This is a genomic window from Lactococcus taiwanensis, from assembly GCF_014905395.1.
GTDB classification, from domain to species: domain Bacteria; phylum Bacillota; class Bacilli; order Lactobacillales; family Streptococcaceae; genus Lactococcus; species Lactococcus taiwanensis.
This window is the reverse complement of the sequence record NZ_BNDT01000002.1, coordinates 47,603-67,245: the sequence shown is the minus strand read 5'-3', so window position 1 is coordinate 67,245 and position 19,643 is coordinate 47,603. Positions and strand designations below refer to the sequence as shown.

Sequence of the window (19,643 nt, the reverse complement as noted above, 5' to 3'; positions counted from 1 at the left end):
TCCAGAACTTTTGGATACGGTGATGCTGATTTCGTCAGTAACTGACCGTGCGATCAGCAGTCGACGAAAAGTCTAGTCTATTTCTTCTGATAAATACGGAAGTATTCCCCCGAATAATTGGCAACTTTGTAATGACTTGCTAAGGCTTTTTCTAAAGATTTTGGAACAGTCTGTCCTGCTTGAAGCACTACATATTGGTCAGACATTTTTTCAACTTTTAAGTCATAGCTTTGTGTAAATTTCACAGGGTAATTTGAAGGGACAGTATCTATGGTAGAGACCCGTTTACTCTTAAGGTTGATGTCTTTACCAGCTGTCACTGCATAAACCCGATCTGATGTTTTTGCATGCTGGTTCAGGTAATGCACAACAGCATTCTCTTCGCTAAAGGTCTTATGATTTAAGAAATGATAAGTCAAGGGAGTAAAAATTACAAAAAGAACAGCCAAGATAGGGGCAAACAAACGATTTTGCAAATATTTTAGCAATATTTGATCGCTGTCTTTTACACCAAGACCAGCAAACACAGCAATATAAGGTAATACAGCTAATAAATTGGAACTGTCAAAACTCTTATTGAAAATCACAATTAAAGTAACTACAACGATACCAAGTAAAAGTAGTACGTACCAAATGTTAGCACGCCCCGCTTTTTTTAGTTGAAGTATTCCTTGCGCAAATCCTGTAACAATACCAAAAACTAAAATCAAAACCAAGGCTTTTGCAAGTGTCAATAGTAAATCATCAGGTAAACCAAAATTTGAAAAAGGAATCAGCACCGATTGCTCAATAGAAGTGTAAAGCGTTTGTTCCTCTAAGGCATAGTAAGCCACGGAATAGCCAACAAGTAAAATCCCTAAGATACTTGCAAGCAATTGATAAAACCCACGCCCCACTCGACGATGGAGCAGATTATAAATTAATAAAGCGACGCCCGAGAGTACAAAAAAGAGCGTCATGATTGGAGCGATTACAAATGTAAAAGCCCCCGCCATCCCAAAACGAATGAAGCCTTTATCTGTTGTTCCTTCCTGAAAATAGCGAAAGATGAAACCTGCCGCCCACAAAGCAAAAGGAAGGGCAAAAAGTGTTGGAGTATCTCCTCCACGAGCTAATCCCGTAATTGTGACTAAGGTAAAGGCTGAAACAATTGTTGCCGCCATCTGGTTGCGCGTTTGTTGAAAAACCAAACGATAAGACAAAATCCCACTAATCAGCAGAGCAACAAGCTCAAAAAGCCAGAGAAGCCATGTGCTCCCACCAATATTCCCCAGCCAATTAATCAGGTAAAATAAGGAGCCACCCGAACCGTAAAAGTCATTATAAGGCACTAGGCCTTGATGCATAGCTAAACCTGAGTAGAGGTTTTGAGATTGTAAGGGGGTTGCTACATGCTGCCATAAAGGAAAAGCATAGAAAGTCAAGCCCAAAAGTACTGACAGCCCTGTCAGTAAGCCATAGAGCCACAAAGGGGCACTGACGGCTTCATGACGTGAGAAGCTTGAGCGAGCAGCTCTCTGGCGTGTTTCAGTCAGTGGTGTTACTTCGAGATGTTCTGTTGCCTGATCTGCTGCTGCCTCTACAACATCAAAGTCTTTTTTAGCCCAACGCGAACTCCGGCGCTCATGGCGTGACGAGCGCGTTTTATATTCATTTGACATGACGTCCTCCGATGTTTCCGCGGGGGAAACCTTTTTTGTAGGGTTTTCCATTTTATGAAAAACCATAGTAGTAAAAGAATTATATCAAATTTTTGGACAACACTCAATAAAATTGAAAATATTAGAAAATTATAGTCAAAAAAATTACTGACCAACTGGTCAGTAATTAAGCCTCTTACAAGCATGCTCCATCTTATCTTTTAAACTTTCCCACTAACCAAATGGCAAGGGCAAGTACAGCGATAAAGAGCCAAAAATGTGGATTAAAAAGAAGCATAATCCCTGCGAAAATAATCCGAATCACGAGCAAAATAAGTAGAATGGGTAAAATGTAGCGAAAGAAAATCCGTGTAGCCACCACACCAAAAACGACAAGCAAGATGGAAATAATCGCGCCAAACAAAATTAACCCTGATAAAAATCCTAAAAACATACTATTCTCCTTCTAATTAAAACGGGGGCCACGACTGGCTTTTACTAACCAGACGATAAAAGCAATCACCAGTACCGTCCCAAGAAAATGAGGGCTCAACAAGAGCATCAAGCCGCCAAACAAGACACGCACTATCAGTAAAAGCACTAAAACGGGCAAAACAATCTTAAACATTCCTCTCATCATTAAAAATAAAGCTAAAAGCATTAATAATACAAACATTCTCTTCCTCCTCAACTTCGTGAGCTTCTTCAGTTACTTTTCTTACACTAATTATATCAATAAAAAAGACCGATTCTCTCGGCCTTTTGACTGATTTTTTTCTTCCTTTTTTACTGACGGCTCTGTCAGTGAGCTTTTACGGTGTTAGTGGCCGTCCCATCAGCATAATTAATATTAGCATTGGGCGCAACATTATCTAGCACGACCACTGTTGCCCCATCATGACCTGTTTTTTCTCGTCCACCACCCAATTTTATAGTCAGTGGTTGTCCTTTTTGATCAAAGCCTACATAAGCCAAACGGATTTGCCGCGGTAAAAGTTCATTGCCTTTGTAAAGTGGGGTAACTTGATAATCCAAATAGTAGTTAGGATGATTTGCGAGCCAACTGTCTAAACGATTCTCATAGTAGAGCATGCTTGCAGTATTGCCATCATTCATCCCTGTAAAACTACCTCCATTAAACCAAGCCGTTTCAGGCACTAAATTCCGTGGTTCATCATTGAGTCCAGAAAATTGGTAACCGACCAGATGACCGCGCGCCATCAGCCACATTTTTCCCACTGAACCATCAGATTTTTTATAATAAAAATTATAGTTATGCCAGCCCACAGGATTATAGTTCAGCGCCTCCCGTTTTACCGTTGGTTCTTGTGAATCCTTTAGCTGAATGTGAGCATCCACAGCCCGTCCTAACGCATCCGTATCTGCGAGAACCAACTGGCGTTTATTTTGAAATGATAAAGGTTTTTGAGCGACAGAGCTAGCCAGTTGCTTTGTCGCCTGTGAAGTTTGTTCTTGACTGGAAGATGTGGTCGGCCCTTTAACCCATTGTTCAAGATTTAAACGGTCACTTCCCAAATAGCCCACTAGCAAGGCAATCACGACAATTATCAGTCGTGTTAAAGCTTTCTTTTGTTTCTTATTCATAACTTAATTATACCAGAAAAACTTTTTCAACTAATAAAAATGCAAATCTACATGCAACTTAGCGCATTAGTGTATAATATAGACAAAATCAAACGGAGGTACTGCTATGTACGAATTTGAAAATCCAAGTCCCGCCATCATCTTTGGTTACCTCAAAAAAGCTAAAACGATTGCAGTTGTAGGGCTTAGCAACAAAACTGACCGGACGTCCTACTTAATTGCTGAAGGCTTACAAAAAAATGGCTATCGTATCGTTCCTGTTAATCCTACCTTAAAAGGTACTGAATTACTTGGCGAAAAGGTTTATGGTACACTTCAAGAAATTCCTTTTCATATTGATATTGTAGATATTTTTCGTCGAAGTGAATTTTTACCCGAGGTGGCTCATGATTTTTTGGAAACCGATGCTGATGTCTTCTGGGCTCAATTGGGTTTACAATCTCAAGAAGCCGAACAAATCTTACGCTCCGCTCAGCGTGATGCCATTGTGATGAACCGCTGTATCAAGATTGAATATGCCTATTCCGGCTTAGCAAACTTGTGAGTTTTTCAAGGACTGACCAAACCGCTCAGTCCTTTTTTCATCGCTCCAAGTAACCTTATTCATACACGATGCAACAAATTGTTGTCTTTTTTTGATATAATAGCAAAGTTAATTACGGAAACACAAAACTCTCGTCCACCTGCGAGAGTTTTGTCTATTTTTAGTTTCTATGTTTCCGCATACATTCAATGTACAGTTTTTTTAAAGAAAGGATTTTATGAAAGAAAAACTTTGGACGACCACTTTCGTGGTCAATATGATGCTTAATTTCATTTTTTATCTCGTTTTTTATCTCCCAACCGTCGTTATCGGAACAATGGCGATGACAAATTACCATGCTTCTGCTAGTATTGCTGGGATTTTATCGGGAATTTTTATTGTCGGAGGCTTCGTTGCCCGCCTCTGGACAGGAAATAACATGAAGCGTTTTGGCGCTAAAAAACTCCTCTATATCGGGACAACCATCTTTTTTGTCCTTACATTTGGCTACTTTTTTATTCATAGCGTTGGCTTGCTTTTGCTTTTACGCCTTATCCACGGTATGGGATTTGGTATAGCCGCAACAGCTTCAGGAACCTTAGCAGGTGCGATAGTCCCATCTAGTCGGCGAGGAGAGGGAATTGGTTACTATGCCCTATCCGTTACCCTTTCCTCAGCAGTCGGACCTTTTTTATCCATGTTTCTTTACCGGCTCTATGGCTTTAATGCCGTGGTTTTACTCTCTGCGCTGCTTCTTTTTATCGCACTGATTGGAATTTTCTTTCTTCGTATACAAGCAACTCCTGCTGACCCCTCCGTCAGTGAAGGAACCACTAAGAAATTTGCTTGGTCTAATTATTTTGAAAAACAAGCGGTTCCAATTTCCTTTATTGCCTTTTTGATTGGGATTTCTTATTCAAGTATCCTTTCGTTCATGGATGCTTATGCACAAAATATCCACTTGTCAGAAGCGGCTTCCTTTTTCTTTTTAGTTTACGCTATTACAGTTCTTGTCTCACGCCCCGTAACAGGACGAGTTTTCGACCGCTTTGGGGACAACGCAGTCATGTATCCTACTTACCTCTTCTTTGCCCTCGGACTTTTGTTAATTGGTTTTGCCCAATCTGGTTGGATGCTCCTTCTTGCCGCAGTTTTTGTCGGGTTAGGGTATGGTTCCTTTTCACCTTTCGGACAAGCTATTGCAATTCGTAGTGCGGAGGTGCACCGCTTAGGTGTGACCACTTCAACCTTCTTTGGATTGATGGATATGGGCGTCGGCTTTGGACCATTCATTCTAGGTTTACTCATGCCTTTACTGGGTTACCGCAATCTTTATCTTGCCTCTGCTATCTTAGCGGTACTTATTGCTGTGATTTATTATTTTGTTCATGGACGACATTCTCATTCTAATCAAGACATTTAATTACCTCGCTAAAAAAGACAATATCAAAAATAAGATATTGTCTTTTTTATTATCGAATGATCACCTTTACTGACAGCTCTGTCAGTAAAATATTTGTGCTTAAGCGCCAATATTTTCATAATAGGCTACAGAAGCCATATTCACGTATGGGGTTGTCCAAAACCCGGCTAGTCCTCCTGTAACGCCATACAAAACATACCACCAAAAGAAGCTCAATTTAAAGATAAAGTAATCCGCGCGCAATCCTCTCATCATCGTAGCAGAGTCACGAAGTACACCCATTACCCCTTCATATTTATCTTGCTCCAATTGATCAAATAAGACATAAGTGGATTGCGACCAGCCCAAAGCTAAGTAGATGCCAATTGCCCACCCTATAATCGGAATAAACATTAAGACGATAAAGATGAGCCCCTTAACAATTGTCAGCAAAATGATTTTTCCAGCTGACCCGTCGTGAAATGGGACGAAAATGTTACTGAACTGAGGATTATTACGTTCGCCACGATAAATCTTGATGTAGTTGAAAACTGCGCCAACTGTAATCACTGCCACAAACAAAGTAAGGGCAATAATTAAAACCGCCATGATGAGTCCCACCACTGACACAGCCAACCATACACTTCCTGGCAGAGCATCCAGCCCAGAGCTATTTTCATCAAGTGTGGTTCGCATTCCGTTGCCACCCCCTAAAATACCAAGTACGATGGGGATAATGAATAAAAGCATCTTCGAACCAAAGTTATCCCTCAATGCCCCTTTTGCCCGCTCCTTTAAAGCCTTCCTCGTCATCTAAATTCCTCCTTTATCCTCGCTAGAAACTCTAGCCTTCTCAAATAATCTTTACTTAATTCTATTATACCAATAATTGCTAAGAAAAACCTAAGACTTTTGCCTGATTTTTGGAACATTACCTATAAAAACACCCCTTTTTTTGTTATACTTATAAGTGCTTAATTTTTTAATCTAATAAAGGAAAAATATGACTGAACACGCTATAAAATATAGACTTATCAAAAAAGAAAAACACACCGGCGCACGGCTTGGTGAAATTATCACACCACACGGTACCTTCCCAACACCAATGTTCATGCCTGTCGGCACTCAAGCCACTGTAAAAACCATGAGCCCAGAAGAACTCAAAACCCTTGGCTCGGGAATCATCCTCTCTAACACCTATCACCTCTGGCTTCGTCCCGGAGACGAGTTAGTTGCCGAAGCTGGCGGTCTTCACAAATTTATGAATTGGGACCAACCTATTCTGACTGATAGCGGCGGTTTCCAGGTTTACAGCTTGGTCCAAAACAAGAAAAACATCACCGAAGAAGGTGTCAAGTTCAAGAGCCATTTGGACGGACGTGAACTTTTTCTTAACCCCGAAAAAGCAATAAGCATTCAAAATAATCTTGGCTCTGACATCATGATGTCCTTTGACGAATGTCCACCTTTCTATCAACCCTATGACTATGTCAAAGCCTCTGTTGAAAGAACTTCCCGTTGGGCTGAGCGTGGCCTCAATGCTCACCGTCGTCCAAATGACCAAGGACTTTTCGGGATTGTTCAAGGCGCTGGTTTTGAAGATCTACGTCGTCAATCAGCTAGAGACTTGACTTCAATGGATTTCGCTGGTTATTCTATCGGTGGCCTTGCCGTTGGTGAATCTCATAAAGAAATGAATGCTGTCCTTGACTTTACAACACCAATGCTTCCAGAAGACAAACCCCGCTATTTAATGGGTGTTGGTGCGCCAGATAGCTTGATTGATGGTGTCATTCGTGGAGTTGATATGTTTGACTGCGTTCTTCCTACACGAATTGCTCGTAATGGTACCTTGATGACTCACTTTGGCCGAGTAAATATCCGAAATGCCAAGTATGAGCACGATTTTACTCCACTTGATCCAATGTGTGATTGCTACACTTGTACCAACTACACGCGTGCTTACTTACGTCATTTGATCAAAGCCGATGAAACCTTTGGCTTACGTCTTTGTTCTTATCATAATCTTCATTTCCTTGTCAATCTCATGAAAGACGTCCGTCAAGCTATCATGGACGACAATCTCCTTGAATTCCGTGAAGATTTCTGTGAGCGTTACGGTTATAATTTGCCCAACGCCAAAGATTTTTAAGTCTTGAAAATATTTTTGAAAAGTTGTATGATTATGGAAGTGGAAATTTCACTTTCATAAATTGCCGAGTTAGCTCAGTCGGTAGAGCACTTCACTCGTAACGAAGGGGTCACAGGTTCGATTCCTGCACTCGGCATAAATAAAAACTGTCTCTAAGGAGGCAGTTTTTTATTATATATCCTAAGCCTGATAGGCAATACTTTCAAAATTTCTCAAAAAAACTTTTCGTAAATCCAAAGCATCAATTTCCGATAAAATGCTGAGTGTATGCCGTACCATTTTATACCCACGTTTTTCGTCTTCAAATTTGTAAATCCAACAGCCTTTAACAAAAATACTCGAAATCCGTACATAAGTATCAAAAGGTGTCAGCAAATTCCCTAATTCCCCCATCAGTTTTTCGGAATAATCTTTATAACCTCGGCGGATCATTGACAAAATTGTTCGAATAACCAGTCGAATGAGAAGATTTCTAAAATCAGAAACCTCTTTCAGATATTGGTAATCATGCGATAAGATTCGTTCCATAATACAATAAAGCAGGCGAGGCTTAATTTCATCCAATGTATTGACCAAAACAAACATTTCATAACTGTGCCAGACATGATAACCAGATAGGCACTCTTCAACATACTGGACCTCATCAGTTGATAGACGACTGTAACATGCTTTAGCTGACAAAGCAATCATCTGACTCTCCTCCGAATCATAAGCACTATTTTCCAAGTAAATTTGGTGTAGCGCGGAGGTATCGTTGCTAAAATAGTACTTTTCAATTTTTTTAAACTGACTCAACCAATAATCCTCTTCGTCATTATTAAGCATGAGCATATAGGAACGAAAAGTAGTGTGCATCTCTTGGAGGGCTAAATCTAGCTTATCAAAAGAAATCAAAGATTTTCCGTTTTCAAAATAAGAGAGCGTAGATTTTGATAAACCAATTCGCTCAAAATCTCTTAAAGATAAACGGTGCTGGAGTCGTAATTTTTTAAATGCTTGCCCATATTTTTTATAAATCATTTCTAGTTTCTCGCATATTTTTATAAGTAATAAATTTTAGTTGAAATAAGGTTTTGCGATAAAAATGACCAGAAGCCACTAGTCTCTTTTGAGAATTACTGACTGCTGATCTCTATTTTCTTCTAAAAGTTCCATTCGTTCGAATAGCCAATCCTGACACAGATTGTACATTTCTTGTTTTTGCTCTGTTGTCAAACGATGAAATATCTGTTGCACAGCTTTGACAGAGCAGTCATCAATCTCTCCCAAAAGATATTCAGGCTCCACTTCAAAATATCTTGCAAGCTCAAAAAGTCTTACGGCTGAAGGAATCTTATTTCGCTTATAATTGTTTAAGGAATTTCTTGGATAACCCAAGTCCTTAGCGACCTGATTAATGGATTTTCCTGATAGATCAGCCAATGCTTTAATTCTAGTAAATAACAAATTTTCTTCCATATCTTACTTTCCTCATATTTCAACAAATCAAAACAATACTATCTTTCGTGTGGCCAATAAATTAAAAATACATTTGCCCTATTTTCATAGAAGGATTGGTGTTTTCATTTTATTTTAAGAAGCTCTCTCATATCAGAAATTAAAAAATCGGGATGGGCCTGCTGGAGCTCCGTTTTAGAATGGGCACCCCATGTTACTCCACAAGTCTTTACATGTGCAGCCTGACCCATTTGAAGATCAAAAACAGCATCCCCAATCATGAGTGTAGTTTTTTCATTACGCCGGAAACGTTCTAAAATGAATAGAATTCCATCCGGAGCAGGCTTGTAGTGGTGCACATCATCAGAACCTATAATACCATCAAAATATTGAGCAATGTCAAGTTGCTCGAGATTTCGGGCGAGGGAGCTAGAATGTTTACTTGAGACAACATATAAATGCTTCTGCGCTTTTTTTAGCTGTTGTAAGACTTCTTGAGTTCCTGGAAAAAGATGAAGGTGTGATGTTTCGAAACGCTTATAGTAAGCCCTAAAGCAACTTAACAAATCTTCAAATTCCGTTCCATCAAACGTATGTGGTAAAGCCATTTTCTTAAAAGAGACTTCAATCGGTATCCCCATATAGTAGATGATCGTTTCTCTATCTGGCCAAGGTAAATTAAACTCTTCAAAAGCAGCTTGTGTGGCTAAAATTCCCGTTTCTCCGGAATTGGCCAGCGTACCATCGAAATCAAAAATATAAGTATCCATGTATATCTCCTTGGGTTTGTATCGACATCAAACATTTATAATTCAAGGTATGACGTCTTCGTCAACTTATCAAACTCTAAAATCAGAGCGTTGGCCCATTCATCACAACCTAGTAAACTCAAACCTTGAATGACCTCACGCATGTCCTCGAGCCCTCTTTCGGTTTGATTAATAAGATAATAGTGACTCCCAATATTAAACTTTACAAATGCTTTTTCAGCGATATGTTTATTAGGAATGGGATGATCTTCAAGATAGCGAATGATTTGTTTAAAGTAGGGTGTACTTTCTGTCAGATCTTCTGCCCCACGTATCAATAGCGCATCAGTCAAATTAACCAATGCGACACTCATCATCCACTTGATATCAGGGGTAATAAGACGATAATTAAAGGGATTAAGAAGCTTGTGTGTGAGCAGCTCAATGGTAGGCAAATCAAAAAGATGGATAGTACTGCAGTAAATCCTTAATTCAAAGTCGTTCCAATTCTTTGTGACCAATAAATGCTGTTTGATAACTTGTCTGTCTCTAGCATCAATCTTATCTTTATAATCAGGGATAGCCTGTGAAATAATCGCCTTTAGATTAATAATTTGAATGCGTAAAAATTTACGCTCGGGAAATTTCTGTATCTGATCTTCCAGACGTTTAATCGTTTTTTCGACTTTAACTAAATTTTTTTGTTTATCTTGAAAAGCTGAAAAATTATTGGTCGCGCTAGAAAACGAGTAAGGTATATCCAAGCGTTCTTCCACATAAAGGGTAAATTCTCCGGGAGAAACATTAATATTCGAAAGTAGTCTAAAGAATTTATCAATAGAGATCATCGCGGCCCCATGTTCAAATTTTGATATCGTGGCTTTGGAAACTTCTGTATCAGATATTTCTTTGATCGAATAGCCCTTGTTGAGGCGAAGTTCTTTAAAAATCGTGCCGTATATTCTTTTCATGTCATCATTATAATACAAAAATGTGCATTATGACTAGCTTTCTCCTTCTTTTTTATTATCCCTTCATTTAATATCGTTCAGCTGTGATAATAAGGAACCATTTCCATAGTATAATACATTCGATCCACAAGCCCTAAAAAAAGAATTTCGAATTTTCACCTACTCTTGCAAATTGCTGTTTTCCTCCACTTTTTCGAAATTTTTGAAATCTTATCCTCTTTCAGTTGTTGAAGCCATTATTTCGTAAGACAATTTTGAAGGACTCCACTCTAAATGCGATATAATAAATAGAGAAAAAGAACTGAGGCTTTTAAATGAATTATGAAGAATTTCTAAAAAGTAAACACATCGCTGAGCGCTGGGGCGAGGCCCAAGCCGCATTCGAAAGTATCGAAGCAACTACTGAAGTCGCCTACTATCAAGAGCTATTAAATGATTTTTATGATTATATTCAAGATCTTGAGCGGCAATTATTTATTACTGACCAAACGGTAAGCCCACAGTTACACGCGTCAGATCCTGCTTCTTTTCTGACAAGTCGGTCAGTTCCTCTTGAGCCTACTCCTTCTCAAGGTGAAACCTTGACTGGAGAAGAGGATCCCTGGTTTGGTTTTAATGACTGGGTCTATTTTACAACGTTAAAAATATTTAATCGCTCTCTATTATCACTAGTGCGATTCTTATATTTTTGTAGGTAACTAAGATTTTGTTGTGAAAACCTTTGCAATAGTGTTAAAATAGAGTAAATAGCTTTCACAAAGGAGAACTTGCCCATGCCTCTTAATATCTTGGACTATGATCCATATTTAGAACCTTTTAAAGATGCGCTCTCTTCACGTCTTTATGATTATGCACACACCAAAAAAAGACTCCTAGGCACTGATGGTCGCCTCAGCGATTTTGCTTGCGGTCATCATTATTTCGGCTTTCAGCAAGAAGAAAAACATTGGACATTTCGTGAGTGGGCACCAGGTGCAAAGAGAGCTTGGTTAGTCGGTGATTTTAATAATTGGGAGAATAATTACGAGCTTAAAAGAAGCTACGGCGGGAATTGGGAAATTCTCATCCCAGGAAAGCTCCCCGTAGGATCGAAAGTTAAAGTCAAATTTCTTCTGGAAAATGATGAAATAGTCTACCGTGTTCCAAGCTATAGTCTTTGTGCGCTTCCTAATGAGCATCATGAACTTGATGGATTAATCGTGAATCCTAACTATCAATGGAAACACTCGGCTCCTCAAAGTTCTGAAGCTCCTCTCATCTACGAAGCGCATATTGGTATCTCATCTGAAGATTACAAGATTAATAGCTACCGCGCTTTTATGCAAGAAGTGCTCCCTCGGATTAAAAAGGCTGGTTACAATACGATTCAGCTAATGGCCATTATGGAGCATCCCCTTTATGCCAGTTTCGGTTATCAAGTCTCTAATTTCTTTGCCGCTTCTAGTCGTTTCGGCACGCCAGAGGATTTAATGGCATTGATTGATTGCGCCCATGGGTTAGGGTTACGTGTTTTGCTTGATGTGGTTCATTCCCATGCAGTCAAAAATGTCGGAGATGGTTTAAATCTTTTTGATGGGACAACCTCTCAATATTTTCATGAAGGTAAACGGGGAGAGCACGAAGCTTGGAATACCAAACTCTTTAATTATGGCAAAGATGAAGTGCTTCACTTCTTGTTATCTAATTTGAAATTCTGGCTGGAAGTCTATAAGTTTGACGGTTTTCGCTTTGATGGCGTGACCTCGATGCTTTATAAAGATCATGGGCTAGGGACAGCTTTTACCGATTATGCGAAGTACTTTAGCGCTAATACCGACACTCAAGCGGTGACCTATCTGATGTTAGCAAATGAGCTCATCCATGAAATTAAGCCTGATGCTATTACCATTGCCGAGGATATGTCAGGCATGCCAGGAATGGCTTTGCCCATCTCAGCTGGAGGAATTGGTTTTGATTATCGCCTTTCCATGGGTATACCTGACTTTTGGATAGAACAGTTAAAAGAAAAGCAGGATGAAAGTCTGGATCTCATGAAACTTTGGTGGGAGCTAACAACTAGACGTCCGGGAGAAAAAAATATCGGCTATGCTGAAAGTCATGACCAAGCTTTAGTAGGCGATAAAACACTAATGATGTGGCTAGCGAACGAGGCGATTTATGATGCTATGTCAAAAGATAGCCAATCTCTAAAAATCGACCGTGCGATAGCCTTACATAAATTAATTCGTCTCATTACCTTTAGTTTAGCTGGAGAAGGATATCTAAATTTTATGGGGAACGAATTTGGGCATCCAGAATGGCTTGATTTTCCACGCGAAGGAAATCATGACAGTTTTCAATATGCGCGACGTCAATGGTCTCTCGTGGACAATACCCAGTTACGTTTTCAAGATTTGGCCCACTTTGATCAAGCCATGCTCCAACTTGAGCAGCATTTTAAACTCTTAGAAGCTTCAGAGCTAAACCAACTGTGGATAAAAAATGAAGACAAGCTGCTCGCCTATCAAAAAGGTCCCTTATTATTTGTGTTTAATTTTCATCCTACAGACTCACAAACTTTAAAACTTAAGCTTAGTCAAAAGCCTCTTCTCATCTTCGACACTGACGATAAGCAATTTGGAGGATTTGGTCCACGCAATACTTTTCAATGGCAAAATCAGCAACTCGATCTCCTTCTCGAAGCGCGAACTGCCATGGTTTTCCAGATTAAATAGTAAAAACCTGTCAAATGACAGGTTTTTTTCTCACTGACAGAGCTGTCAGTAAACTTAAAAGGCATTTAAATTCGGTTCAAGCAAAGTCCAAAGCTTTTCAAATTGATTTTGAAATTGGTCATCCCACTGTGGGGCAATTTTGGGGTGGTGAAAATAAGCAAACGCTTGGATATAAGCACCAGCCTCTTCTTCTGTTTCCAATTGAGCAGCTGTCTTTAGACTCTCAACCATTTCTAAAATATGTTTACGCCCTAATTCTAAATTTTCTCCAATGTAGGTTGTGTATAAGGCAAACATTTCTGGAGTTTTTCGATGTGCTTCATATTTGGCACTCGCGACTGACCAGAGCCAGTCATGAACAATCTCTTTTTGATGTTCATACTTGCTTGTGTCAAAAGGAAATATTTTTACAAGTGTCTGACCATTGAGCCAACGAAGGGCAAGTATCGTTAAAAGCTCCTCTTTACTTTTAAAATGCTTATAAATAGCCGGTTGACTAATATTGAGTTCTTGAGCAATTTTTGAAATGGTGAGTTTCTCTATTCCATGCTCTAAGATAAATTCTTCTGTTTTTCCTAATATCTTTTCACGTGTATTCATAAATTAATTGTATCATAAGTTATAATTCTTGACAAATATAACTTTCTAGTTTATAATTCATTTTGCTGGTTATAAAAGACAAAAAAAATAACCTATTAAAAAAGGAGAAATCATGACATTTACAGGACATACAATTTTAATCACAGGTGGCACAAGCGGAATCGGACTTGGTTTTGCTAAAAAGTTTTCCGAATTAGGAAATAAAGTCATCATTACCGCCAGAAATGAAAAACGTCTTAATCAAATTTTAAATGAAAATCCAACTTTTACAGGATTTGTCAGTGATGTTGCTGACCAAAACTCCCTCCCCCAATTAGTCAACTTCACCAAAGAAAATTTCCCTCAACTCGATGTCATTATGAACTGTGCCGGAATTATGCGTGCGATTAATTTGTTTGAACAAGCTGATGATTCTCTGGAAGTGCTGACAGAAGAAATTCATATTAATTTGTTAGGAACAATTGCTGTGACACAAGCATTTTTGAACACCCTTGTCGCTAATGATGGACTGGTCATTAATGTTTCATCAGGATTATCAAATCTGGCTGACGGTGCACACCCTATTTACAATTTGACCAAAGCTGGGGTTCATTTTTACTCTGATGCGCTTCGAGAACAAGCTAAATATTTTGAAAAGACTTTAAAAGTCATCGAATTAGTTCCACCATTAGTTGCTGAAACAAATCTCGAAAGCCATACAAATACTGACTCACCCAATAACATGGCACTTTCAGACTTAATTAGTGAAACTTTAGCCGGGCTTGAAAATGGCTTAGATCGGATTGACGCTGGTTTTGCTAAACAACTTCACCAAATGGGCAAAGTAAATAGTGACGAAAACACCCAACTACTTTCTCAACAAATGCTCACTACTTATTTTCCCAAAATGAAAGATTAGAGAAGAAAAATGTCACTTAATCCCCTTCAAATGCAACATACCAAAAAAGAACTCCGTAAAAATTTTGAACTTACAGGACTTAGCAAATCTGAAGTTGCTACTGATTTAAAAATTAGCGAAGTAAAACTTGAAAAAATATTTAATCTTAAACAAAGAAGGCTCGAAGACCCTTGGATTTTACGAAATTATTTACTAGAAAAAGTAGAAAAAACAGGTCAACAACCTGTTCCCTTTACCGCTTTATCTGGAGATTGGCACCGTCACTGGTTTTTAAATTCCAATCTAATTGACCAGCAACAAATGTCTGAAGGCGACAACTAAAACTCAAAGGAGAAAAATCATGAAAACACTTATCACTGGCGCAAATAAAGGAATTGGTTTTGCACTTGCTCAAAACCTTGGTCATCGCGGCTATGAAGTCTTGGTCGGAGCCCGTAATGAAACGCGTGGACAAGAAGCCGTTGAAAAACTGAAGGCCGAAGGAATTACTGCCGAATTTGTCAAAGTAGATTTAGATGACTTAAATCAACTGACGAGTCTGTCAGCACTGACAGATATTGATTTATTGATTAATAATGCTGGAATTTCTGGGAATATTCATTCAGATAAAGGGCATCTTGATATGGAAAAATCAGCTTTTGATTATTCAACAACTGATTTAGAAGAAACAATTAAGACCAATTTTTTGGGAACACATGCTGTGATTAAAGAACTGCTCCCACATTCACTGACAGAAAAGGCTAAAATTATTAACATCACCGTACCTGTTTCTCAAGAATATTGGATGCCACTTGCTTATGTCACTTCAAAAGCCGCACAAAATGCCATGACCTTTGCTTTTGGTCATCAATTCAAAAAAGACCAATCTAAAAAACAAATCTTTGCTGTTATGCCTGGTGCAGTTGCAACAGATTTGAACGGGGCAAAAGTTGGCGACAATCCATTTGTAAAATCTCCTGAAGAAACAGCTCAAATGATTAGTCAATTCATTTTTGATGATAAAAATCATAATGCTCAAATTATTAATTTTGACGGAACAATTTATGATAACTATGAACCAGGTCTCTCTCATAAAGTTATTCAAGAAATCGCTAAAAATGACTAAAAGTGCAAATGAAACAAATAAAAGTTACTGACAGAGGCTGGTCAGTAACTTTTTTAACAATTACAAAAAAGGATAAGGAAAAATAAAAAGCCGTCAGTTCATGACAGCTTTTTATTTTAATCTTCTTGTTCATCCATGAAACTATTGAAGACTTCTTCAATCATATCCCATTCATCTTCAGCATCCTCAGGGATGGGTTGCAAATCTCCTTCAGTGCCGTCCTCATTTTCAGTAAATGAGTAAGCCAAGACATCGATAAGACCTTGTTCATCTTCTTCGAATTCTGTGGGTTGTAAAACAACATAGTTTTTACCAAACTCTTCTTGTCCATCGATGGTAATCAAAATTTGGAATAAGCTTTCGTTTCCATTTTCATCTACCAAAGTAATATAGTCAGGTTCATGGTTATGGTCATGTTCGTGATCATGTGTATGCGTCATTAGTTTTCCTTTTCTGTTCCTTCAATTTTGAGAAGCTTACCGCTTCATCAGCCCTTTTATGAAAGTCAAAATTTCAGGGCATGGGCATCAAGATAATTTTGTAAAATCAAGACCGCAGCTAATTTATCAATGGATTTTTTACGATCTTTACGTCGTACACCACCATCAATCAGGACTTTTTCAGCTTGTGCCGTGGTCAACCGTTCATCTTGATACGCGACTTCCAAGCCAAACTCAGTCGAAAGTTTTGTTCCATAATCTCGTGAAGCCTCAGCACGAATTCCTTCATCGCCGTTCATGTGTTTAGGTAAGCCAAGAACGACCTTTTCAGGTTTGTATTCTTTAATCAACTCGCCAAGGCGGTCAAAGCCTAAGTCCCCTGCATCACTATCAATTTTGATTGTTTCCACAGGTTGCGCCGTCATGCCAAGTAAATCACTCACTGAAACACCTACCGTTTTTGTCCCAACGTCTAGGCCTAAAATACGTGCAAACATTATAAATTCACACCATTATCTTTCAGATAATTCTTAATTAATTCTTCCACAATATCATCACGGTCAAAGCGGCGAATTTTATTGCGGGCATCATCATGACGTGGGATGTAAGCAGGGTCACCCGACAAAACATAACCTACGATCTGATTGATTGGGTTGTAACCCTTTGCCTCAAGTACATTATAAACATCAACAAGTGTTTCGCTAATTTCTTTTTTGTCCGAATCACCAAATTCAAAACGGACCGTTTCATCTGTAAAACTCATAAGACACCTCCTTTAAAATCATTTGGACCAGCCAAATGTGCCTAAAACTCAATAATATGTCCTGTCAGCAACTTATGAAACTCCTATTGCCACTGACAAAGTGGTCAGTTGGCTCGATAAATATTGACAGCAATCTATCATTAAAATTTCCTTAGATATAATTAATTATACGTTATTTTCATTGCAAATTCAACCGTTTCTCCCTCAGCGAGACCAAAAAAAATCACTTGCTCCAGCCGAAAACAGAACAGACCATTATTTGAAAAACGAAGTCAAAAAATGCAACTAAGGTAAAATATTACCTGCAGCCATATACAGATCGTACCACTCTTCCCGACTAAGCACAATATCTGAGGCAGTCGCAATTTCTTTGATTCGACTTGTTGTCATTGTTCCAATAATTGTTTGAATATTGGCGGGGTGGCGATTAATCCAAGCCACGGCAATCCCCGTTGGAGTGGAATTATATTTTTCTGCATAAAATTCCAATTTTTTATTCAACTCTGGGAATTTTTCATTTCCCACAAAGACGCCTTCAAAGAAACCATATTGGAATGGTGACCAGGCCTGAATCGTCATCTTATTAATTCGAGAATACTCTAAAATTCCATTATCATGAACGACTGATCCTTCATCATTCATATTGACATGAATTCCAGCATCAATCATCCCCGTATGCTTTAATCCAAACTGAAGTTGGTTAAATAACAAAGGTTGTTTCACTGCGGTTTTCAATAGTTCAACCTGACCTGGATTTTGATTAGAAACCCCAAAATAACGCACTTTTCCTGCTTTTTCCAATTCGTAAAAAGCCTCCGCTACCTCTTCAGGCTCTACTAACGTGTCTGGGCGATGTAAAAGCAGGGCATCCAAATAATCAGTATCTAAACGTTGTAAACTCCCTTCCACCGCTTCGATAATATGTCGCTTAGAAAAATCAAACATTTTTCCTGGAACGATCCCACACTTGCTTTGCAAGATAATCTCTTCTCGCTTTACAGACGATTGTTTCAAAGCCTTAGAGAATAGCGTTTCACACTCCCCACCCCCATAAATATCTGCATGATCAAAAAAGTTAATCCCTGAAGCAAACGCAGTCTCAATAACCGCCGCAGGATCTTTGCCCGCTTCATTGATTCTCATGCAACCTAAAATAATTTGTGAAGCTTCGAGTTCACCGATTTTAAATGTTTTCATGATTGAACGACTCCTTTGTGTGAAAGAGCTTTTTCTACTTTAAGAAAAGAACTCTTCAATAATTTACTACTAAGATTATTATACCACATTTTTTGAAATCGCTTAACTAAGTTTGAAATAATAAAAAACCAGCTATCAGCTGGTTTATATTCTCATTTACATCTAACAGCGGACGTTCTGTTTTACAAAAAATATCCGCATCTTTAATCGTGAATTCCTCTTGATTAAACTGTATTAAACTGTAAGTGAAGCACGTCCTTTACGACGACGAGCTGCAAGGACACGACGTCCGTTTTTAGTTGCCATACGGCTACGGAATCCGTGAGTAGTCTTACGAGATTTTTTGTGTGGTTGGTAAGTACGTTTCATTATATAAGTCCCTGGGCTACTTCACTTTTTGGTTGAAAGTAGCTCCACCTTTTCGGTGTTCCTTTCATCTTAGTTTACTGCTATTAAAAGCATACCTTACAATTCTACACTATGAAAGGTCTTTTGTCAAGACTAAATCTCTTTAGCCACTACAATATAGCGATTATATTCCTGACCTTCAGAATGGCTAGACACCCCTTTTTCCTGGGCAATAATCGTATGAACAATCTTACGTTCGTTTGATTGCAAGTCATTGATATAGACGGTCTCGCCACCGCGAGCACGCTCTGCCGCACGATGAGCTAGACTTACGATGTAGGCCTTTCGTTTTTCATGGTAGTCCCCTACATTTACTGCAATATTCATGCGGGTATTCAAGATGCTATTAGCATAAGCTTTTGCCAGAATTTGTAAACTTTGTAGAATCTTACCATGTTTACCAATCAACAGCGCATCATGATTAGAAGTTAAATTAAAAACTGTCAAATTACCCTCGCGTGACACAGCGACCCGTGTTGCAATTCCCATTTCTTGTGTGATGGTTGTCAAGTAACTTGAAATCTTCGAAGCAATTTTTTCTTCTTCATTAGTAACTTCTTTCGAAGCCTCTTTTTGAACAGCAACTTCTTCTTTCACAGCTTCAACAACTTCAGAGAGATCTGTTGTGCCTTGACGATTTTGCACAACTGTTTTTTTCGCCACTTCAATGATTGCGTTGCGCTCTTCTTCAGTAATCTCGCCATTTTGCTCTTTTTCTGCCGCACGTACTGCTTTCACAACTTGACTCAGCTCAAGAGTTGCTTCCATTGCAGATTGAGCCTTAGGTACGCCCAAATTAATGTTCTCATCCACCCCACGTTGTGCCAGATGATCCGCCTTACGCACTGTTTCTTCATGGATAGGCTCAATATTAATCCGAGCTCGCTTCTTTCCAAAACCTAAAAATCCTTTTTTCTCTTTTTGTTCAATGTGAATATGAACATTCTCGCGCTTGACACCTAATCGATTTAAACCACGTTCGATTGCATCTTCGACCGTTTCACCAGTAAAAATAGCCATAATAAAACTACTCCTGTAA

At 38.8% G+C, this 19,643-nt stretch carries 24 protein-coding genes and 1 tRNA gene; 9 read left to right on the top strand and 16 right to left on the bottom strand.

All coding sequences use genetic code 11. From position 1 onward, the window contains the following. Nucleotides 1–77: 77 nt before the first annotated feature. The 4 genes from JKP71_RS02640 to JKP71_RS02625 all read right to left on the bottom strand — a co-directional run bounded on the left by JKP71_RS02640 (nt 78) and on the right by JKP71_RS02625 (nt 3,245). Nucleotides 78–1,661, bottom strand: coding sequence for a glycosyltransferase (locus tag JKP71_RS02640; protein WP_200406946.1), 1,584 nt, complete (start codon nt 1,659–1,661; stop codon nt 78–80). Between the two features lie 193 nt (nt 1,662–1,854). After that, a complete protein-coding gene (locus JKP71_RS02635; RefSeq protein ID WP_075525150.1) occupies nt 1,855–2,094 on the bottom strand; it encodes a hypothetical protein in 240 nt (79 codons plus the stop codon). Nucleotides 2,095–2,106: 12 nt separating this feature from the next. Further along, complete coding sequence (locus tag JKP71_RS02630) at nt 2,107–2,316, bottom strand: hypothetical protein (RefSeq protein WP_075525149.1); 210 nt, start codon at nt 2,314–2,316, stop codon at nt 2,107–2,109. Between the two features lie 125 nt (nt 2,317–2,441). Next, nucleotides 2,442–3,245: a DNA/RNA non-specific endonuclease gene (locus JKP71_RS02625; RefSeq protein WP_200406945.1), complete on the bottom strand. Its 804-nt coding sequence runs from the start codon at nt 3,243–3,245 to the stop codon at nt 2,442–2,444. A 106-nt stretch (nt 3,246–3,351) separates the two neighbouring features. Here JKP71_RS02625 and JKP71_RS02620 point away from each other — a divergent pair, with 106 nt between their 5' ends. Both JKP71_RS02620 and JKP71_RS02615 read left to right on the top strand, forming a co-directional pair. Further along, nucleotides 3,352–3,789: a CoA-binding protein gene (locus JKP71_RS02620; protein ID WP_200406944.1), complete on the top strand. Its 438-nt coding sequence runs from the start codon at nt 3,352–3,354 to the stop codon at nt 3,787–3,789. Nucleotides 3,790–4,006: 217 nt separating this feature from the next. Further along, nucleotides 4,007–5,191: an MFS transporter gene (locus tag JKP71_RS02615; RefSeq protein WP_200406943.1), complete on the top strand. Its 1,185-nt coding sequence runs from the start codon at nt 4,007–4,009 to the stop codon at nt 5,189–5,191. A gap of 99 nt (nt 5,192–5,290) precedes the next feature. Here JKP71_RS02615 and JKP71_RS02610 read toward each other — a convergent pair whose 3' ends face one another. Beyond that, nucleotides 5,291–5,983: a DUF975 family protein gene (locus tag JKP71_RS02610; RefSeq protein WP_200406942.1), complete on the bottom strand. Its 693-nt coding sequence runs from the start codon at nt 5,981–5,983 to the stop codon at nt 5,291–5,293. 190 nt (nt 5,984–6,173) lie between these two features. On the opposite strand from JKP71_RS02610, the gene tgt reads away from it, so the two are divergent. Together tgt and JKP71_RS02600 are read left to right on the top strand one after the other, a co-directional pair. Next, nucleotides 6,174–7,322 carry a tRNA guanosine(34) transglycosylase Tgt gene (tgt, locus tag JKP71_RS02605; protein WP_075525144.1) on the top strand — a complete coding sequence of 383 codons (1,149 nt, stop codon included), beginning with the start codon at nt 6,174–6,176 and terminating at the stop codon, nt 7,320–7,322. A 63-nt stretch (nt 7,323–7,385) separates the two neighbouring features. Next, nucleotides 7,386–7,458: transfer RNA gene (locus JKP71_RS02600), tRNA-Thr, on the top strand. 44 nt (nt 7,459–7,502) lie between these two features. Here JKP71_RS02600 and JKP71_RS02595 read toward each other — a convergent pair. From JKP71_RS02595 to JKP71_RS02580, 4 genes are all read right to left on the bottom strand, one after another. Then, nucleotides 7,503–8,342 (bottom strand): Rgg/GadR/MutR family transcriptional regulator, encoded by an 840-nt coding sequence (locus JKP71_RS02595; RefSeq protein ID WP_200406941.1) that lies wholly within the window; start codon nt 8,340–8,342, stop codon nt 7,503–7,505. Between the two features lie 78 nt (nt 8,343–8,420). Next, nucleotides 8,421–8,780, bottom strand: a complete 360-nt coding sequence (locus tag JKP71_RS02590; protein WP_200406940.1) for a helix-turn-helix domain-containing protein — start codon at nt 8,778–8,780, stop codon at nt 8,421–8,423. Nucleotides 8,781–8,884: 104 nt separating this feature from the next. After that, on the bottom strand, nt 8,885–9,529 hold the full coding sequence (locus tag JKP71_RS02585) for an HAD family hydrolase (protein WP_200406939.1): 645 nt from the start codon (nt 9,527–9,529) through the stop codon (nt 8,885–8,887). A 35-nt stretch (nt 9,530–9,564) separates the two neighbouring features. Next, nucleotides 9,565–10,479, bottom strand: a complete 915-nt coding sequence (locus JKP71_RS02580; protein ID WP_200406938.1) for an Rgg/GadR/MutR family transcriptional regulator — start codon at nt 10,477–10,479, stop codon at nt 9,565–9,567. A gap of 314 nt (nt 10,480–10,793) precedes the next feature. Here JKP71_RS02580 and JKP71_RS02575 point away from each other — a divergent pair, with 314 nt between their 5' ends. After that, nucleotides 10,794–11,177 carry a hypothetical protein gene (locus tag JKP71_RS02575; protein ID WP_200406937.1) on the top strand — a complete coding sequence of 128 codons (384 nt, stop codon included), beginning with the start codon at nt 10,794–10,796 and terminating at the stop codon, nt 11,175–11,177. 75 nt (nt 11,178–11,252) lie between these two features. Beyond that, nucleotides 11,253–13,193 (top strand): alpha-amylase family glycosyl hydrolase, encoded by a 1,941-nt coding sequence (locus JKP71_RS02570; protein ID WP_200406936.1) that lies wholly within the window; start codon nt 11,253–11,255, stop codon nt 13,191–13,193. Nucleotides 13,194–13,247: 54 nt separating this feature from the next. Here JKP71_RS02570 and JKP71_RS02565 read toward each other — a convergent pair whose 3' ends face one another. Further along, the gene (locus JKP71_RS02565; RefSeq protein WP_200406935.1) at nt 13,248–13,793 is read right to left on the bottom strand and encodes a TetR/AcrR family transcriptional regulator; all 546 of its coding nucleotides are present in this window, start codon (nt 13,791–13,793) and stop codon (nt 13,248–13,250) included. A gap of 112 nt (nt 13,794–13,905) precedes the next feature. On the opposite strand from JKP71_RS02565, the gene JKP71_RS02560 reads away from it, so the two are divergent. The 3 genes from JKP71_RS02560 to JKP71_RS02550 are packed head-to-tail and all read left to right on the top strand — an operon-like array spanning nt 13,906 to nt 15,796. Next, the gene (locus JKP71_RS02560; protein WP_200406934.1) at nt 13,906–14,691 is read left to right on the top strand and encodes an SDR family oxidoreductase; all 786 of its coding nucleotides are present in this window, start codon (nt 13,906–13,908) and stop codon (nt 14,689–14,691) included. Nucleotides 14,692–14,700: 9 nt separating this feature from the next. Then, nucleotides 14,701–15,012, top strand: coding sequence for a DUF2316 family protein (locus tag JKP71_RS02555; protein WP_200406933.1), 312 nt, complete (start codon nt 14,701–14,703; stop codon nt 15,010–15,012). 19 nt (nt 15,013–15,031) lie between these two features. Further along, complete coding sequence (locus tag JKP71_RS02550; protein ID WP_200406932.1) at nt 15,032–15,796, top strand: SDR family NAD(P)-dependent oxidoreductase; 765 nt, start codon at nt 15,032–15,034, stop codon at nt 15,794–15,796. 116 nt (nt 15,797–15,912) lie between these two features. Here JKP71_RS02550 and JKP71_RS02545 read toward each other — a convergent pair whose 3' ends face one another. The 6 genes from JKP71_RS02545 to jag form a co-directional block, all read right to left on the bottom strand. Continuing rightward, nucleotides 15,913–16,236 carry a DUF1292 domain-containing protein gene (locus JKP71_RS02545; protein ID WP_075525134.1) on the bottom strand — a complete coding sequence of 108 codons (324 nt, stop codon included), beginning with the start codon at nt 16,234–16,236 and terminating at the stop codon, nt 15,913–15,915. Between the two features lie 65 nt (nt 16,237–16,301). Beyond that, a complete protein-coding gene (ruvX, locus tag JKP71_RS02540; protein ID WP_075525133.1) occupies nt 16,302–16,733 on the bottom strand; it encodes a Holliday junction resolvase RuvX in 432 nt (143 codons plus the stop codon). Then, nucleotides 16,733–16,999, bottom strand: coding sequence for an IreB family regulatory phosphoprotein (locus tag JKP71_RS02535; RefSeq protein ID WP_075525132.1), 267 nt, complete (start codon nt 16,997–16,999; stop codon nt 16,733–16,735). The genes ruvX and JKP71_RS02535 overlap by 1 nt, the downstream gene beginning before the upstream one ends. Nucleotides 17,000–17,284: 285 nt before the next feature. Continuing rightward, entirely contained in the window at nt 17,285–18,196 is a 912-nt protein-coding gene (locus tag JKP71_RS02530) for an aldo/keto reductase (RefSeq protein WP_200406931.1), read from the bottom strand. A 234-nt stretch (nt 18,197–18,430) separates the two neighbouring features. Continuing rightward, entirely contained in the window at nt 18,431–18,565 is a 135-nt protein-coding gene (gene rpmH / locus JKP71_RS02525; RefSeq protein WP_003131818.1) for a 50S ribosomal protein L34, read from the bottom strand. 132 nt (nt 18,566–18,697) lie between these two features. Next, on the bottom strand, nt 18,698–19,624 hold the full coding sequence (gene jag, locus JKP71_RS02520) for an RNA-binding cell elongation regulator Jag/EloR (protein WP_075525130.1): 927 nt from the start codon (nt 19,622–19,624) through the stop codon (nt 18,698–18,700). Between the last annotated feature and the right edge of the window lie 19 nt (nt 19,625–19,643).